This is a genomic window from Micromonospora sp. NPDC047812 (assembly GCF_040704175.1).
Taxonomy (GTDB): Bacteria; Actinomycetota; Actinomycetes; order Mycobacteriales; family Micromonosporaceae; genus Micromonospora.
The window spans coordinates 1-16446 of sequence record NZ_JBEYRY010000005.1; the positions used below are offsets into that span (position 1 = coordinate 1).

Annotated in this window: 10 protein-coding genes and 1 pseudogene; 6 read left to right on the top strand and 5 right to left on the bottom strand. The window is 72.3% G+C overall.

Translation table 11 applies throughout. The features are described from left to right. Nucleotides 1-245: pseudogene (locus tag AB0883_RS19905) on the bottom strand (phytochelatin synthase); the annotation flags it as partial. Between the two features lie 711 nt (nucleotides 246-956). Between AB0883_RS19905 and AB0883_RS19910 the strand changes: the two are divergent. Both AB0883_RS19910 and AB0883_RS19915 read left to right on the top strand, forming a co-directional pair. Continuing rightward, nucleotides 957-1391, top strand: coding sequence for an ArsC/Spx/MgsR family protein (locus AB0883_RS19910; protein WP_366642667.1), 435 nt, complete (start codon nucleotides 957-959; stop codon nucleotides 1389-1391). Nucleotides 1392-1464: 73 nt separating this feature from the next. Next, nucleotides 1465-3135, top strand: coding sequence for a right-handed parallel beta-helix repeat-containing protein (locus AB0883_RS19915; protein ID WP_366642668.1), 1671 nt, complete (start codon nucleotides 1465-1467; stop codon nucleotides 3133-3135). 12 nt (nucleotides 3136-3147) lie between these two features. Here AB0883_RS19915 and AB0883_RS19920 read toward each other — a convergent pair whose 3' ends face one another. Then, entirely contained in the window at nucleotides 3148-3330 is a 183-nt protein-coding gene (locus AB0883_RS19920; protein ID WP_091630004.1) for a hypothetical protein, read from the bottom strand. Nucleotides 3331-3349: 19 nt separating this feature from the next. Here AB0883_RS19920 and AB0883_RS19925 point away from each other — a divergent pair, with 19 nt between their 5' ends. The 4 genes from AB0883_RS19925 to pulA all read left to right on the top strand — a co-directional run bounded on the left by AB0883_RS19925 (nucleotide 3350) and on the right by pulA (nucleotide 10963). Then, nucleotides 3350-4066: a hypothetical protein gene (locus AB0883_RS19925; RefSeq protein WP_366642669.1), complete on the top strand. Its 717-nt coding sequence runs from the start codon at nucleotides 3350-3352 to the stop codon at nucleotides 4064-4066. Between the two features lie 37 nt (nucleotides 4067-4103). Further along, nucleotides 4104-4493 carry a hypothetical protein gene (locus AB0883_RS19930; protein ID WP_366642670.1) on the top strand — a complete coding sequence of 130 codons (390 nt, stop codon included), beginning with the start codon at nucleotides 4104-4106 and terminating at the stop codon, nucleotides 4491-4493. A 133-nt stretch (nucleotides 4494-4626) separates the two neighbouring features. Next, on the top strand, nucleotides 4627-5319 hold the full coding sequence (locus AB0883_RS19935; protein ID WP_366642671.1) for a cellulose binding domain-containing protein: 693 nt from the start codon (nucleotides 4627-4629) through the stop codon (nucleotides 5317-5319). 151 nt (nucleotides 5320-5470) lie between these two features. Continuing rightward, entirely contained in the window at nucleotides 5471-10963 is a 5493-nt protein-coding gene (gene pulA / locus AB0883_RS19940; protein ID WP_366642672.1) for a pullulanase-type alpha-1,6-glucosidase, read from the top strand. 99 nt (nucleotides 10964-11062) lie between these two features. Here pulA and AB0883_RS19945 read toward each other — a convergent pair whose 3' ends face one another. The 3 genes from AB0883_RS19945 to AB0883_RS19955 form a co-directional block, all read right to left on the bottom strand. After that, entirely contained in the window at nucleotides 11063-12628 is a 1566-nt protein-coding gene (locus AB0883_RS19945; RefSeq protein WP_366642673.1) for a hypothetical protein, read from the bottom strand. A gap of 416 nt (nucleotides 12629-13044) precedes the next feature. After that, entirely contained in the window at nucleotides 13045-14574 is a 1530-nt protein-coding gene (locus AB0883_RS19950; RefSeq protein WP_366642674.1) for a hypothetical protein, read from the bottom strand. Between the two features lie 342 nt (nucleotides 14575-14916). After that, a complete protein-coding gene (locus AB0883_RS19955; RefSeq protein WP_366642675.1) occupies nucleotides 14917-16398 on the bottom strand; it encodes an aminopeptidase P family protein in 1482 nt (493 codons plus the stop codon). Nucleotides 16399-16446: the final 48 nt, after the last annotated feature.

The following is a 16446-nucleotide window of genomic DNA, read 5'->3' on the forward strand; positions in this document are numbered from 1 at the left end:
TTCTTGCCCTGGACGCTGAGGGCGTTGCGGGCGGCGGCGGGGCCGCAGTAGTAGAAGTTGGGCTGGGCTTCGTAGCGCACGCCCAGCTCACGCTCACCGCCCTTGCGGTCCTGGCCGGTGGCCGGGGCGGGCTTGGTGTCGGCGGGGGCGGCGTAGGCGGTGGTGACGGGGCCGGCGATGGCGCCACCGGTGAAGGCGAGCCCGGCAGCGGTCAGAGCGGTCTTACGCAGCATGTCGGTACGCATGATTCGTCTGCACCTTTCGATCGGGGGCACGCGACACACACCAAAGGGGGGCGGGTGCGCCACGGATGAGAAAGGTCGAACCAGGGGTACGCCCTCGCTGAGGCGGTGGGGCGCGTCCCGGGGATGTAACGACGCGGGCCCGGCCGGCATTCCGACCGTCGCCCCGACCGCCGGGGCCCCGGGGGGTTACGCGTTCACGATGGTTACAACGACCCGGGCCCCCGACCCATGCCGGCCGGGCCGGTGGCGCCCGCCACCGCAGACCCGTGCAAACCGGATGGGCCGTCCGAGCGGGCTGCCCCGAACCGGACACCGTGCCCGAATCGCACATCCGCCGGGGCGGCCGGTGCACTCGTCGGCCGGGTGCCAGAGCCGGCACGACACCACGGACAGCGCGCCGAACGCCGCAGGGGCGTGCTGCTGCTGGGCGGCGCCGGCTTCGCGCGGCAGGCGCGAGGCGCGAGCGCATTCGTGATCAGGGCCCCATGGACGTTATCTGCCCGGTTTGAGGTCCACGGGGTCCTGATCACGTTTGGCGAGCATCCGGAGGCGGCGGGGGCGTTGCTGCGGAGCGTGGTGGACAGGGCGGAGAGCCGGCGGGCGACGGTGGCAAGTCGGTGGCAGGCGGCGCACTCGGACGGCTCGCGGAGAGGGCGGAGTGGAGGCGGGGGCGGGCCGAGCAAAGGCTGGGTAGCTGCGACCATGGCCGGCATGGAGATCTGGAACAACCCGTCCTGCTCGAAGTGCGCCGCCGCCCGTACCGCGCTCGACGAGGCGGGGGTCGGCTACGCGCTGCGCCCGTACCTGGACCGGCCGCCGAGCGCGGCGGAGCTGACCGAGGTGCTGCGCCGGCTCGACGCGCGCCCCTGGGACGTCTGCCGCACGCAGGAGCCCGCCGCGGTGGCCCTCGGCATGGCCGACTGGCCGCGCGACGAGGCGGCCGAGCCGCGCTGGATCGCGGCGATGGTGGCCGCCCCCGAGCTGATCCAGCGGCCCCTGCTGCTGCTCGACGACGGCGGCGCGCTCGTGGGGCGTACCGCCGGGGCGCTGGCGGAGGCGGTGCGCCGCAGCGGCGCGACGACCGGCACCGGCGCGGAGCCCGGCTCCCCGGCGACCGCGTCGGAGCGGCCCACGCCGGCCGGGTAGCGCGTTTCCGGCCGGGTGCGGCGGGAATGCGCCGGTCGCAGGTGAACGACCGTACGTCGCAGAGGAGGGTCGGATGCCGCGCCAGGGCCTGTCCACCGCCGCGCAGCGGCTCACCCCGGTCGCCGGCGCGCCCCTGTGGTGCGACGCGCGGGAGTTCGGGCTGCGCGGCGACGGCGTGACGAACGACCAGCCGGCGCTGTCGGCCCTGGTCGACCGCCTCGGCGAGGGCTACGCCGCCGACGGGCGGGCCCGGGTCATCTACTGCCCGCCGGGGATCTACTCGATCCGGGACGCCGGCACGGTGTGGCGCAGCGGGGTGTCGCTGATCGGCGCGGGACCGGGGACGACGCGGTTCCTGCTCAGCAACGAGGGAAACCGGGCGGACCCGACGCCGCTGGCGTTCTGGACCACGGTTCAGCACGGCGCGAGCCGCGACCGGCACATCGCCGACTGCACCTTCGCGGACTTCGAGATCGACGGCTCCGGCGTGGCGATGGTCGAGTACAACTACCTCGCCAAGGGGCTCGGCCTCCAGTACGTGGTGCGCGGCGTCTTCCGCAACCTCTACATCCACCACACCGGCGCCACTGGCCTCGGCTGCGACTTCCTCCAGGACAGCCTGATCGACGGCGTCGTCGTGGTCGGTTGCGGACGGCTGGACAACGGCGAGGAGATGGGCGGCGCGGGCATCGGCGTCGGCATCGGCGGGTGGGGCGACGTGGAGCGCCTCACGATCGCCAACTGCACCGCCCTCGGCAACGGCACCAACGGGATCTTCCTCGAACTGCAGAAGGACTACTGGACGCCGCCGCGCGGCTACCGCATCATCGGCTGCCACAGCCAGGCGAACCGCTTCGGCATCTCCGACTGGGGCGCCGACGGCCTGATCGTCTCCGCCTGCACCCTCACCGGCAACCTGGAGGCGGGCTTCGACGTCTCCGGCAACGGCACGGCGGGCGTCGCCGGCCGGGGCGGCATCGTCAGCGACTGCGTCATCGACCGCAACGTCGGCGACGGGATCAGCATGGGCAACACGCCCGGCCCGTACGCGGTGCGCGGGAACCGGATCAGCGCCAACGGGGCGCACGGCTACCACGAGCACGACCTGGGGCACGGCTACCGGGGCGCGGCGGCGGACGTGGTCGTCGACGGCAACGAGTTCTGGGACAACGGCCTGGACGCCATCCGGATCGACCGGCCGATGACCGACGCGATCGTGGTGAACAACCGGATCCGCAACAACGGCCGGCGGTGCGCCCCCGCCGCCACCGGCAGTGGCGAGTCGGTGCGCTACCACCACCGGTCCGTCACCGACCTGGGGGCGCACTGGCCGCACGACGGGCACCGGGGCAAGGCGGTGCGGGTCGGGTCACGCACGGCGGTGGTGGTGTCCAACACCGACACCGTCCTCACCCTCGCCGAGGTGCGGGCGGATTCCCCCACCGGCTGGAACGAGGACACGCCGCCGCCCGGAGCGGCGTACGAACTGCCGGCGGCCCCGCCGATCCGGGCCGGCATCACCGTCAACGCGCCGTTCGACTCGGCCACCGTGCGGGGCAACCGGATCTGGGACCACCGCGACGAGCAGACCCAGACCTACGGGATCTGGATAACCCCGGCGGGCAGCTGCCTGTCCTGCCGCGTCGAGGACAACGACCTCGCCGGCAACGCCGCCGGAGCCGTGCGGCTCGACACCCCGCCCGTCGGCGGGCGCTGGGAACGCAACCACCACGACGTCGACTGACGCCGACGGCGTTCAGCGCGCGTCGTCGGCGGGCGCCGTCGCCTCCGCGTGCCGGTCGCGCAGCCGGGCCCGGATCTCCTCCGGGGTGTACGCCCGGCGCCGCCGCTCGGCCCGGGCGATGACCACGCCCGACGCCGCCACGCCGGCGAGGCCCGCCAGCCCGAGCACCTTCCACCACCGCATCCGTTGCCGCATCGGCCTAGGGTAGACCCCCATGAGCATCAGCCTGGACGAGGCCGTGGACCTGACCCGTACCGGCGACGTGTGGGTGTTCCGGGGCCGCAGCGTGCCCGACCGGGCCATCCAGTTCACCACCAACAGCCCGGTGAACCACGTCGGCATGGCGGTCGTGCTGGACGATATGCCGCCCCTGATGTGGCACGCCGAGCTGGGCAGGTCGCTGCCCGACATGTGGACGGGCACCCACCAGCGCGGCGTGCAGCTGCACGACCTGCGCGACGCGGTCTGCGTCTGGGCCAACCGGTACGGCCAGCGGGGCTGGCTGCGCCAGCTCGACCCGCCGGCCGACGCGGAGATGGAGAAGGCGGTGCTGCGCACCGTCGCGCGCCTGGACGGCACCCCGTTCCCGTCCACCGCCCAGCTCGCCTGGCGCTGGCTGCGGGGCCGGGTCCCGGCGGTGCGGCTGCCGGCCCTGCCCGGCCGGGCGGGGGACCGCCCCGGCGGCCCGGCGCCCGACCGCGCCGGGGCGGCCGAGTCCGACCGCGCCGGTCTCGCCGTGCGCGACCGCGCACTGGAGACGGCGTACTGCGCGGAGGTGGTCGCGGTGACCTACGAGGCGATGGGGCTGCTGCCGGCCGGGCGGCGTCCCAACTGGTACGACCCGGGCCGGTTCTGGAGCGGCGACGACCTCGGCCTCGCGGGTGGCGCCCGGCTCGGGGCGGAGATCGAGGTGCGCATCCCGCCGCGCTGAGGTTTGGCCCGCCGTCCGGCCGGCAATTGCTGTCCCCGTGAGAGCCCCCACCGATCTGGACACGCTGACCGACTTCTTCGACCGGTACGGCGTGGCGCTGACCACCGGCGACGTGGCCGCCATCGCCGGCTGTTACGCCCTGCCCGGGATGGTGGTGGCCGACACGTACAGCTTCTCGTTCACCTCGCCGGCGGCGGTGGCACTGTCCTTCGTGGGCGCGGCCCCCGACTACCAGGAGCGCGAGCTGGTCGCGGCGCACGCGGCCATCGAGGACGTGCACCCGGTGTCGGCGCTGCTGACCATGGTGGCCGTGGAGTGGGAGTTCCTGGACAGCCAGGGCCGGGCGGTCCCCGGCGAGCGCTACCGCTACCTGCTGCGCTCCACCGACGACGGCCCGGTCATCTGCACGGTCCTGCGGACCGCCTGACCACGGCAGGACCGCGGCACCCTCCGACGGCGGCGATCCCGCCCACGCGATGCCGGTACGCGCCGCGCGCGGACGGTCGCACCAGGTCGCCACGGACCGCTACGCTGCCCGGGAGGACCGCGGGAGGAGGGGCATGTCCGGCACGCGCCGAACGTCGAGCAAGTCCTACGGCACGACCGCCATCGCGTCCTCGCCGTGGATCGTGGTGTCCGTCGGCGTCGCGGTGATGGTGGTCCTGCTGGCCATCGCGCTCGGCACCTACCGGGGGCGCGGCCCCGCGTTCGACGCGCAGCCCGGCCCGCCGCTGCCGACCGTCGGCCTGACCGACCCGCAGCCGTCGGCGACCAGCCCGACGGCCACGCGCTCGTCCCGGGCGCCGGCCACGTCGTCCGGCCGCTCCACCGTCCGGCCCACCCCGACGCGGTCCACGCCCGCCCGCAGCAGCGCCCCGCCGTCCCCGACCCCCAGCGGGAGCGAGGAGACTGCGCTGATCGCGCCGCCGTCGTCGTCGGCGTCCCCGCTGACGGGCCGGTACCGGGTGGTGGAGTCGTACGCGGACGGGTTCGTCGGGGAGGTGCTGGTCAACAACACGTCGTCGACCGGACGGGGCTGGACGGCGCGACTGACCTTCCCGGGAGCGCGGCTGGGCAGCGCGTGGATCGAGGGCGCGCCACAGGGGACGGCGCAGCGGATCGACGACGGTTTCACCTACCGCAGCGGCGATGACCTGCCCGGGGGCGCGTCGGCCACGCTGCGGTTCTACGTCCAGGGCACGCAGAGCCGCCCGGCGAGCTGCACGGTCGAGGGCGGCGCCTGCCGCGTCTAGCCCATCCTCTTCCCGTACGGCCCGGCGCGAACCCGCCGGGCCGTTCCTTTTGCAAGCGTCCTGCCGTGTTACGACTTTGTTTGCAAGGTATTGCAGAACGTTTCGGCAAGAGCTAGCGTGCGGGCCAGTCAGCGACCAGAGGAAGGCGTCGATGAAACCCCCGCCGATACCGCGCAAGGCCCTGCTCGCCCTCGTCTCCCTGCTCACCCTCACCCTCGTCGGCACCCCGCTGGCCGTGCGCCAGCTCGGCGCCGACGCCCCCGACGGCACCGGCCCGCTGGTCACCACCGGCGCCGCGCAGTGGCGCACCGAACCCTCGGCGGAGGCGCTGCTCGCCGCCGGCAGCCGCCAGGCCCGCGCCGAGCAGTTCTACTTCGTCCTGCCGGACCGGTTCGCCAACGGCGACCGGCGCAACGACACCGGCGGCCTCACCGGGGACCGCCTCTCCACCGGCCTCGACCCGAAGGACAAGGGCTTCTACCACGGCGGCGACCTCAAGGGCGTCATGGACCGGCTCGACTACATCGAGGGGCTCGGCACGACGGCCATCTGGCTCGCGCCCATCTTCAAGAACCGCCCGGTGCAGGGCACCGGAGCCGACGTCTCCGCCGGCTACCACGGCTACTGGATCACCGACTTCACCCAGGTCGACCCGCACTTCGGCACCAGGGAGGACCTGAAGCGGCTGGTCGCGCTGGCGCACCGGCGGGGGATCAAGGTCTACCTCGACGTCATCGTCAACCACACCGCCGACGTCATCAAGTACGCCGAGGACAAGTACAGCTACGTGGACAAGGCCACCTCCCCGTACACCGACGCGCAGGGGCGCCCCTTCGAGGACCGCAACTACGCCGACGGCAGCCGGGGCTTCCCGAAGGTGGACACCACGTCGTTCCCGTACACCCCGACGTTCGCGAACCCGGCCGACGCGAAGGTCAAGGTCCCGGCGTGGCTCAACGACCCGACGATGTACCACAACCGGGGCGACTCCACCTTCGCCGGGGAGAACAGCGAGTACGGCGACTTCTTCGGCCTCGACGACCTGTGGACCGAGCGCCCCGAGGTGGTGCGCGGCCTGACCAAGGTCTACTCCGACTGGGTGGCCTCCACCGGCGTCGACGGCTTCCGGCTGGACACCGTCAAGCACGCCAACCTCGAATTCTGGCCGCAGTTCAGCCAGGGCGTCGAGCGCGCCGCCGCCCGCGCCGGCAAGAAGGACTTCTTCATGTTCGGCGAGGTCTACAGCGCCGACCCGGAGATCACCTCGACGTACGTGCGGCGCGGCGGCCTGCCGGCCACCCTCGACTTCGCCTTCCAGGAGGCGGCGCGCGGCTACACCGCCGGCGACGGCTCCGCCAGGGCGCTCGCCGACGTGTACGCCCGCGACGACCTCTACCGTGCCCGGGACACCGACGCGGGCCGGCTGACCACCTTCCTCGGCAACCACGACATGGGCCGGATCGGCTCGTTCATCGCCGGCGGCGGCACCGACCCGGCGACCCACCTGCGCCGCGACCAGCTCGCACACGAGCTGATGTTCCTCACCCGTGGCCAGCCGGTGGTCTACTCCGGCGACGAGCAGGGCTTCACCGGCCCGGGCGGCGACAAGGACGCCCGGCAGGACATGTTCGCCTCGAAGACCCCCGACTACCTCGACGACGACCTGCTCGGCACCGACCGTACGCACGCCAGCGACCAGTTCGACCGCACCCACCCGCTCTACCGGGCCATCGCCGAGCTGGGCGCGTTGCGTCAGGCGCACCCGGCGCTGCGCGACGGCGTGCAGGTCGGCCGGTACGCCGCCGACGGCCCCGGCGTCTTCGCGTTCTCCCGCATCGACCCGAAGCAGCGCACCGAGTACGTCGTCGCGGTGAACAACGCCGCGACGGCGCAGACTGTCACCGTGGACACCTGGTCGGCCGGCGCCACCTTCACCGGCGTCTACGGCGCATCGGCGGCCCCGGTCGCGGGCGCGGACGGCAAACTCACGCTGACCGTGCCGCCGCTGTCGGCCGTGGTGCACCGCGCCGGCACCCCGATCGCGTCGCCCGACGCCGCGCCCCGGATCACGATCACCGCCCCGGCGCCCGGCGAGCCCGTCGCCACGAAGGCCGCCGTCACCGCGCAGGTCACCGGCGACCCGCTGGCCACCGTCACCGTCGCCGCCCGGGTCGCCGGCGGCAGGTGGACGCTGCTCGGCAGCGCCGACCGGGCCCCGTACACGGTGCACCACGACCTGACCGGGCTGGCCGGCGGCACGAAGGTCGAGTACAAGGCCGTCGTCCGCGACGGGAAGGGCCGCACCGCGACCGCCCGGTCCACCGCGACCGTGGGCACCCCGGCGCAGTCCGCCTCCCGCGAGTGGGCCGTGGTGCACTACCAGCGCCCCGCCGGCGGCTACGACGACTGGGGCCTCTACGCCTGGGGCGACATCGACCCCGCGTACGCCACCGAGTGGCCCAAGGGCCAGCCGTTCGCCGGCGAGGACTCCTACGGCCGGTTCGCCTGGGTGAAGCTCAAGCCGGGCGCGAAGTCGGTCGGCTTCCTGGTGGTCGACAGGTCCGGGAACAAGGACGTGGAACAGGATCGGACGATCGACGTGACGAAGACCGGCGAGGTCTGGGTCAAGCAGGGCGACCCGGCGACGTACCCGAGCCGGCAGGCCGCCACCGGCGAACCCGACCCGCCGGTGGAGGACGGCACCGCCCTCATCCACTACCGCCGCGCCGACGGCAACTACGACGGCTGGGGCCTGCACCTGTGGGACGGCGCCGCCAACCCGACGGACTGGGCTGCTCCGCTCGCCCCGGCCCGGATCGACGCCTTCGGCGCGGTCTTCCGGGTGCCGCTGGCCGCCGGGGCGACCGGGCTGAGCTACATCATCCACAAGGGGGACGAGAAGGACCTGCCGACCGACCAGCGACTCGACTTCGCCGAGGCCGGGCGCGAGGTGTGGCTGCTCGCCGGCACGCCCGGGCGGCTGCTGCCGTCCACCGCCTCCGGCGCCGCAGGCGACGTCGACATCACGAAGCAGAAGGCGCACTGGATCGACCGCTCGACCGTCGCCTGGCAGGCCGGGCCCACCGACGGCAGGACGTACGCCCTGGTCGCCGCCCCGGCCGGCGGGGTGACCGTCGCCGACGGCGAGCTGGTCGGGACGTACACGACGCTGCCGTTGACCGCGCAGCGCAACGGGCTCACCGAGGCCCAGCGCGCGGCCTTCCCGCACCTGTGGGCGCACGGCGCCTTCACGCTCGACCGGCGGGACCTGGCGAAGGTACCGGCGGCCCTGCGCGGGCAGCTCCTGGTGACCGAGCGGGACGCGGCGGGCGCCCTGCTCGCCGCGACCGGCGTGCAGATCCCCGGCGTGCTCGACGACGTCTACGCCCGCGCCACCGGCGCGCGGCTCGGGCCGACCTTCGCCGGCGGGGTGCCGACGCTGGCGCTCTGGGCGCCGACGGCGCGGCAGGTGTCGTTGCAGCTCTTCGACTCGCCGACCGCGACGCCGCGGACGGTGGCGATGCGCCGCGACGACCGCACCGGCGTCTGGTCGGTGCGCGGCTCCCGCGACTGGACCGGGCGGTACTACCGCTACCAGGTCCAGGCGTGGCAGCCGGCGACGCAGAAGATGGCCACCGCCGCCGTGACCGACCCGTACTCGCTGGCGCTCGCGCCGGACTCCACGCACAGCCAGATCGTGGACCTGGCCGACCCGACGCTCGCGCCGGCCGGGTGGGCCTCGCTGCGCAAGCCGGCGGCGGTGCCGTCGACGAAGGTGCAGATCTCCGAGTTGTCCGTGCGGGACTTTTCGATCGCCGACAGCACCGTGCCGGCGGAGCGGCGGGGCACCTACCTCGCCTTCACCGACCCGGGCACCGCCGGCATGAAGCACCTGAAGGCGCTCGGCGACGCCGGGGTGACCCACCTGCACCTGCTGCCCGCGTTCGACTTCGCCACGATCCCCGAGCGGCGCGCCGACCAGCGGCAGCCGGCCTGCGACCTGGCCGCGCTGCCGCCGGACTCCGAGCAGCAGCAGAAGTGCGTCGCGGCCGTGGCCGACACCGACGGCTACAACTGGGGGTACGACCCGCTGCACTACACCGTGCCGGAGGGCGGCTACGCCGTCGACCCGGCCGGCGCGAAGCGCACCACCGAGTTCCGGCGGATGGTGGCCGGCGTCAACGGCGCCGGGCTGCGCGTGGTGATGGACGTCGTCTACAACCACACCTCGGCGGCGGGCGCCGACCCGAAGTCGGTGCTCGACCAGATCGTGCCCGGCTACTACCACCGGTTGCTGGACGACGGCAGCGTCGCCAACTCGACCTGCTGCGCCAACACCGCCCCCGAGCACGCCATGATGGGCAAGCTCGTGGTGGACTCGCTGGTCACCTGGGCCAGGGCGTACAAGGTGGACGGTTTCCGCTTCGACCTGATGGGCCACCACCCGAAGGCGAACATCCTCGCCGTCCGCAAGGCGCTCGACGAGCTGACCGTCGCCCGCGACGGCGTGGACGGGAAGAAGATCCTGCTCTACGGCGAGGGCTGGAACTTCGGCGAGGTCGCCGACGACGCCCGGTTCGTGCAGGCCACCCAGGCCAACATGGCCGGCACCGGGATCGGCACGTTCAACGACCGGCTGCGCGACGCGGTACGCGGTGGCGGGCCCTTCGACGCCAACCCCCGGGTGCAGGGCTTCGCCTCCGGCCTGTTCACCGACCCCAACGGCGACGACGTGAACGGGTCCACGGCCGAGCAGCGGGCCCGCCTGCTGCACCAGCACGACCTGATCAAGGTGGGGCTCACCGGCAACCTGCGCGGGTACCGGTTCACCGACTCGTCGGGCCGGCAGGTGACCGGGGCGCAGGTCGACTACAACGGCTCGCCCGCCGGCTACACCGCCGCGCCTGGGGAGGCGGTGACCTACGTCGACGCGCACGACAACGAGATCCTGTACGACGCGCTGGCGTACAAGCTGCCGCAGGACACCCCGGCGGCGGACCGGGCCCGGATGCAGGTGCTGGCGCTGAGCACGGTGGTGATGGGGCAGGGGCCCGGGTTCGCCACCACCGGCACCGAGCGGCTGCGCTCGAAGTCGCTGGACCGCAACTCGTACAACTCGGGTGACTGGTTCAACCAGATCCGCTGGGACTGCGCCCAGGGCAACGGCTTCGGCGCCGGCCTGCCGCCCGAGCAGGACAACCGCGACAAGTGGCCGTACGCCAAACCGCTGCTGGCCGACCCGGCGCTGGTGCCGGACTGCGCGGCGATCGACCTGGCCGACGCCCGTTACGCCGAACTGCTGAAGATCCGGGCCTCCTCGCCGGTCTTCGGGCTGACCACGGCGGAGCAGGTGCAGAAGCGGGTCGCCTTCCCGCTCTCCGGGGCGGGGGAGACCCCCGGCGTGCTCACGATGACGCTGGACGGTCGGGGCCTCGACGGGCGGTGGACGTCGGTGACGGTGGTCTTCAACGCCACCGGCGGCGCGGCGACGCAGCGGCTGACCGGGCTGCGCGGGGCGGACGTCGCGCTGCATCCGGTGCTGCGGACCTCGGCGGACGAGGCGCTGCGGACGGCCTCGTTCGACCGGGCCAGCGGCACGTTCACCGTGCCGGCCCGCAGCGTGGCGGTGTTCGTGCAGCGGTAGGTGTCACACGTGTCCGGCCCCCTTCCGCCGTGCGGAAGGGGGCCGGACCGTTCTCTGCGTCAGCCGACGCCCGTTGCGGCCGGTGCCGCGTGGCTGTCGTCAGTTGGCGCAGCCGGTGACGTTGGTGCAGTTGCGGGGTTCGTTCTTCTTGATGATGGTCTTGTTGTCGAGGGTGACGGTGGCGTTGTTGGTGTTGAAGATGCCGCCCGCGCCGGCGGTTTCGGCGGCGAAGTTGCCGACGATCTTGCTGTTGCGGATGGTGAGGGTGGCGTTGTTGTCGTTGTAGATGGCGCCGCCCTGTTCGGCGTGGTTGCCCTTGAACTCGCTGTCGTAGAGGTTGAGGGTGTCGCCGTTGAACAGGCCGCCGCCGTTGTCGCCGGCGGTGTTGTCGGTGAAGACGGCGTGCTTGATGGTGGCGATGTTGTCGCTGTCGTGGAAGACGCCGCCGCCGTCGTCGGTGGCCTTGTTGCCGGTGACGATGACGTATTCCAGCAGCATGGTGGAGTCGCCGTCGTTGTGGATGCCGCCGCCGTCGTCGCAGGCGGTGTTGTGGGCGATCTTGGTGCGGGTGACGGTGAGGCGGGCGTCGTTTTCGCTGTTGATGCCGCCGCCGTCGTTGCTGGCCTTGTTGTTGGTGATCTGGCTGTAGGCGATGGTGGTGATGCCGTCGCCTTCGTTGGCGATGCCGCCGCCGTTGCCGCTGACCGCGCTGTTGCCGGTGGCGGTGTTCTCGTCGATGCGGGTGTCGTGGACGGTCAGTTCGCCTTCGTTGTAGATGGCGCCGCCGTTGCCGCCGTTGCCGACGCCGCGGGCGTGGTTGTTGGCGAGGATGCTCTTGTCGATCTCGACCTTGCCGAAGTTGGCGATGGCGCCGCCGTTGCCTTCGGTGCCGACGCCGGTGGCCCGGTTGTCGATCAGCTTGGTGTGCTTCAGGGGGGCCTCGCCGCCCTCCTGCACGAGCAGGGCGCCGCCGTTGGCGCGGCTTGGCGGCGGCGGGGGCGCGGTGACCTGGCCGCCCTTGAGGGTGAGGTCCTTCAGCGTGAGGTCGCCGCCGGAGGCGACGGTGAAGAACCGGAACAGCTCGCTGCCGTCGTGGAACAGCGTCGAGTTGTTGCCCAGGATCGTGATGCGCTGGTCGATGACGGGGAAGGCGTTGTTGGCGGTCTGCTCGGTGAACTTGTACGTGCAGTCCTTGGCCAGCTTGAACACCCCACCGTTGTCCTCGGTGGCCCTGTTCACCGCCTCGACCAGCACGTCGGTGTCACAGGGCAGTTCCTTGGCGTCCTTGCCGTCGCGGTCGTCCTTGTCCTTGCCGTCACGGCCGTCCTTGCCCTGCCAGTCCTTGCCGTCCTTGCCGTCCTTGCCCTGCCAGTCCTTGCCCTGCCAGTCGTCCTTGCCACCACGGGCGTCGTGGCCCTCCTGGCCCTTGCCGGTCTCGCCCGCACGGTCGTCGCGACCCGCGACGTCGTCCTTGGCGACCTGCTCGGCCGTGGACCACTTCAGGTCGGCGAGACGGTCGACCCCGACGGCGCCCGCGCTGCTCGCGGCGGCGACGCCGGCGAGGCTGACCACGCCGGTCAGCCCGGCGACGCCGGTGGCGAGCCACAGCTTGCGCCGGCTCTTCGGCGCGGTGTTCTCGGCGTTCTTGCGAAGGTAGTTGGACATCGGAGCTCTCTGCTCTCTCCTCGTACCAGACAGGGCCGCTCCGGCACCGCGGGCTGCCCTGGCTACAAATCGGTTGTAGCTACTGAGGCCCACCGTATGAGAATCTTTTTCTCTTCACGGCCATATCCGAAAGAAGCCCACGTTAGGGGTAACACGGATCAGGGCGGGACGGTCCGGACGGCGAGGAGTCAGGCCCCGCAGTCGTGCCGAACCGGCGGCTTGCGCCACGGGTCGGCGCAACCGGTCCGGAAAACCCGCGCTGGCGCCTGCCGACCCGATCCCGACGGTCGGCGCCCCGGACGGGCTGCGGGATCGTCCTGGACCGCGTCGGCGCGGGATCGTCCTGGACCGCGCCAGCACGGAAGGGATCCCTTCCCTCGTGCCCGGGGGAAGGGATCCCTTCGTTATGTGGTGGTTCAGTTGGCGCAGCCGGTGACGTTGGTGCAGTTGCGGGGTTCGTTCTTCTTGATGATGGTCTTGTTGTCGAGGGTGACGGTGGCGTTGTTGGTGTTGAAGATGCCGCCCGCGCCGGCGGTTTCGGCGGCGAAGTTGCCGACGATCTTGCTGTTGCGGATGGTGAGGGTGGCGTTGTTGTCGTTGTAGATGGCGCCGCCCTGTTCGGCGTGGTTGCCCTTGAACTCGCTGTCGTAGAGGTTGAGGGTGTCGCCGTTGAACAGGCCGCCGCCGTTGTCGCCGGCGGTGTTGTCGGTGAAGACGGCGTGCTTGATGGTGGCGATGTTGTCGCTGTCGTGGAAGACGCCGCCGCCGTCGTCGGTGGCCTTGTTGCCGGTGACGATGACGTATTCCAGCAGCATGGTGGAGTCGCCGTCGTTGTGGATGCCGCCGCCGTCGTCGCAGGCGGTGTTGTGGGCGATCTTGGTGCGGGTGACGGTGAGGCGGGCGTCGTTTTCGCTGTTGATGCCGCCGCCGTCGTTGCTGGCCTTGTTGTTGGTGATCTGGCTGTAGGCGATGGTGGTGATGCCGTCGCCTTCGTTGGCGATGCCGCCGCCGTTGCCGCTGACCGCGCTGTTGCCGGTGGCGGTGTTCTCGTCGATGCGGGTGTCGTGGACGGTCAGTTCGCCTTCGTTGTAGATGGCGCCGCCGTTGCCGCCGTTGCCGACGCCGCGGGCGTGGTTGTTGGCGAGGATGCTCTTGTCGATCTCGACCTTGCCGAAGTTGGCGATGGCGCCGCCGTTGCCTTCGGTGCCGACGCCGGTGGCCCGGTTGTCGATCAGCTTGGTGTGCTTCAGGGTGGCCTCGCCGCCCTCCTGCACGAGCAGGGCGCCGCCGTTGGCGCCGCTTGGCGGCGGCGGGGGCGCGGTGACCTGGCCGCCCTTGAGGGTGAGGTCCTTCAGCGTGAGGTCGCCGCCGGAGGCGACGGTGAAGAACCGGAACAGCTCGCTGCCGTCGTGGAACAGCGTCGAGTTGTTGCCCAGGATCGTGATGCGCTGGTCGATGACGGGGAAGGCGTTGTTGGCGGTCTGCTCGGTGAACTTGTACGTGCAGTCCTTGGCCAGCTTGAACACCCCACCGTTGTCCTCGGTGGCCCTGTTCACCGCCTCGACCAGCACGTCGGTGTCACAGGGCAGTTCCTTGGCGTCCTTGCCGTCGCGGTCGTCCTTGTCCTTGCCGTCACGGCCGTCCTTGCCCTGCCAGTCCTTGCCGTCCTTGCCGTCCTTGCCCTGCCAGTCGTCCTTGCCACCACGGGCGTCGTGGCCCTGCCAGTCGTCCTGGCCGCCACCGCGGGCGTCGTGGTCACCCCTCTTGTCGTCCTTCTCGCCGGAGCCCGGGTCGGCCGTGCCGGCGTCGCTGACGTTCTGCCGCAGGGACGACGCCTGCGCGTCCGACAGCCGGTCCGCGCCGCCGGACTTGTCATCGCGGGCGGCCAGGCCGCCCAGTGCCGCCAGGCCGACCACGCCGGTCAGGCCGGCAACGCCCGCAGCCACCCAGAGTTTGCGCCGACCTCGGGTCGGTGCGCCCGTGGGGGCGCCACCGTCGGGAGTCGTTACGTCATTGGACATCAGAGCCTTCCGCCCTTTCCTGCTGCCAGACGGGGTCGCACCACCCGAAGCGGCGCGACCAGCCACAAATGGGTTTGTAGCCTCTGATAGCCACCGTATGAGAAGGATCCTCGCGAGATGCGCTAATCCGAGAAAAGCCCGTATTCCCCTCACTCTGGGCGTGACGCGTCAACCCGGCCGGTCCGGGCAGGAAGGGGCTGAGCAGCGCAAACGACGACGGGACCCGCCGCCGGTGGCGGCGGGTCCCGTCGTGTGGTCGTACCGGGATCAGCCCGGCAGGCGCGGACCGGCCTCGCGCTGCTCGGCCAGCCAGCTCTCCACCTCGTCGGCGGCGCGCGGCAGCCCCGCGGAGAGGTTCACCGCGCCGGTCGCGGTGACCAGGATGTCGTCCTCGATCCGGACGCCGATCCCGCGCAGCTCCTCGGGAACCAGCTCGTCCTCCGGCTGGAAGTAGAGCCCGGGCTCGACGGTGAGCACGTAGCCCTCGCCCAGCGTGCCGTCCCGGTACTTCTCCTTGCGGGCGTTCGCGCAGTCGTGCACGTCGATGCCGAGCATGTGGCTGGTGCCGTGCAACGTCCAGCGCCGGTACACCGTCGACCTGCCGTCCATGGCCTCGTCGACGCTCCCCGGCAGCAGACCCAGGTCGGACAGCGCCTGGGCGAGCACCCGCATCGAGGCCAGGTGGACCTCCCGGAACGCCACGCCGGGCCGGATGGCGTCGATGCCGGCCTGCTGCGCGGCGTGCACGGCGTCGTAGACCTGGCGCTGGAGCGGGGTGAACCGGCCGTCGACCGGCAGCACCCGCGTCACGTCGGCGGTGTAGAGGTTGCGGTTCTCCACGCCCATGTCCATCAGCAGCAGCTCGCCCGGCCGCGTCGTGCCGTGGTTGTGCACCCAGTGCAGGATCGTGGCGTGCTCGCCAGCGCCGACGATCGAGCCGTAGCCGACGTCGTTGCCGTCGTGCCGGGCGCGCAGCGCGAAGATCCCCTCCAACAGCCGCTCCGACACGCCCCGGTCCGCCGGCAGCGCCCGGGCCACGTCTTCGAAGCCCCGGACGGTCGCGTCGACCGCGTCCTGGAGCTGGGCGATCTCCCACTCGTCCTTGACCAGCTTCAGCTCCGCGATGGCGATCGCCAGCTCCCGGTCGCGGGCCGGCTGGCCCTCGGCGCGGTGGCCGTCGTACGGGCGCACGGCCGTGTCCACCCGCGCGTCGAAGCCGCGCAGCACCCGGGTGCGCCCCGGCGCCAGGTCGGCCAGCGTCGCGTCCAGCTCGGTCAGGTCCGCCGTCGGCAGGCCCAGCTCGGTCGACTTCTCGGCCAGGGTGTGCCGCCGGCCGACCCACAGCTCGCCGTGCCGGCTGCGGAAGAACTCGTCGGTGCGTCGCGACGAGCGGGGCCGCATGTACAGGGTGGCGTCGTGGCCCGACCCGTTCGGCCGCAGCACGAGCACGCCGTCCGGGTCGTGGTCGCCGGTCAGGTAGGCGAAGTCGCTGCCCGGGCGGAACGGGTGGTCGGTGTCGTTGGCGCGTACCTTCTCGCCACCGGTGGGGATCACCAGGGTCTCGCCCGGGAAGGCCGCCGAGAGCGCGGCCCGTCGCTTGGCGTGGTTCGGCACCTCGGGTCGCGGGCCGACCGGCAGGGTGGTGTCCCGCCAGCCCCGCCGCATGAACGCCAGGAACGCCTCGGGGAAGTCCGGGTCGTGCGACTCGGTGCCGTCCGCCGGCCGGCTGTCCGTACGTCCCTCGGTCATGCTGCGCTCCCTCCGCGTCGTCGCAGGTCAGACGGTACCGCGCGCCGT

Bases quoted from the DNA above. Each gene is read 5' to 3' on its own strand.
- AB0883_RS19945 (WP_366642673.1), bottom strand. From the start codon at position 12,628: ATGTCCAACTACCTTCGCAAGAACGCCGAGAACACCGCGCCGAAGAGC.
- AB0883_RS19935 (WP_366642671.1), top strand. From the start codon at position 4,627: ATGTCCGGCACGCGCCGAACGTCGAGCAAGTCCTACGGCACGACCGCC.
- AB0883_RS19920 (WP_091630004.1), bottom strand. From the start codon at position 3,330: ATGCGGCAACGGATGCGGTGGTGGAAGGTGCTCGGGCTGGCGGGCCTC.
- pulA (WP_366642672.1), top strand. From the start codon at position 5,471: ATGAAACCCCCGCCGATACCGCGCAAGGCCCTGCTCGCCCTCGTCTCC.
- AB0883_RS19925 (WP_366642669.1), top strand. From the start codon at position 3,350: ATGAGCATCAGCCTGGACGAGGCCGTGGACCTGACCCGTACCGGCGAC.
- AB0883_RS19910 (WP_366642667.1), top strand. From the start codon at position 957: ATGGAGATCTGGAACAACCCGTCCTGCTCGAAGTGCGCCGCCGCCCGT.
- AB0883_RS19955 (WP_366642675.1), bottom strand. From the start codon at position 16,398: ATGACCGAGGGACGTACGGACAGCCGGCCGGCGGACGGCACCGAGTCG.
- AB0883_RS19915 (WP_366642668.1), top strand. From the start codon at position 1,465: ATGCCGCGCCAGGGCCTGTCCACCGCCGCGCAGCGGCTCACCCCGGTC.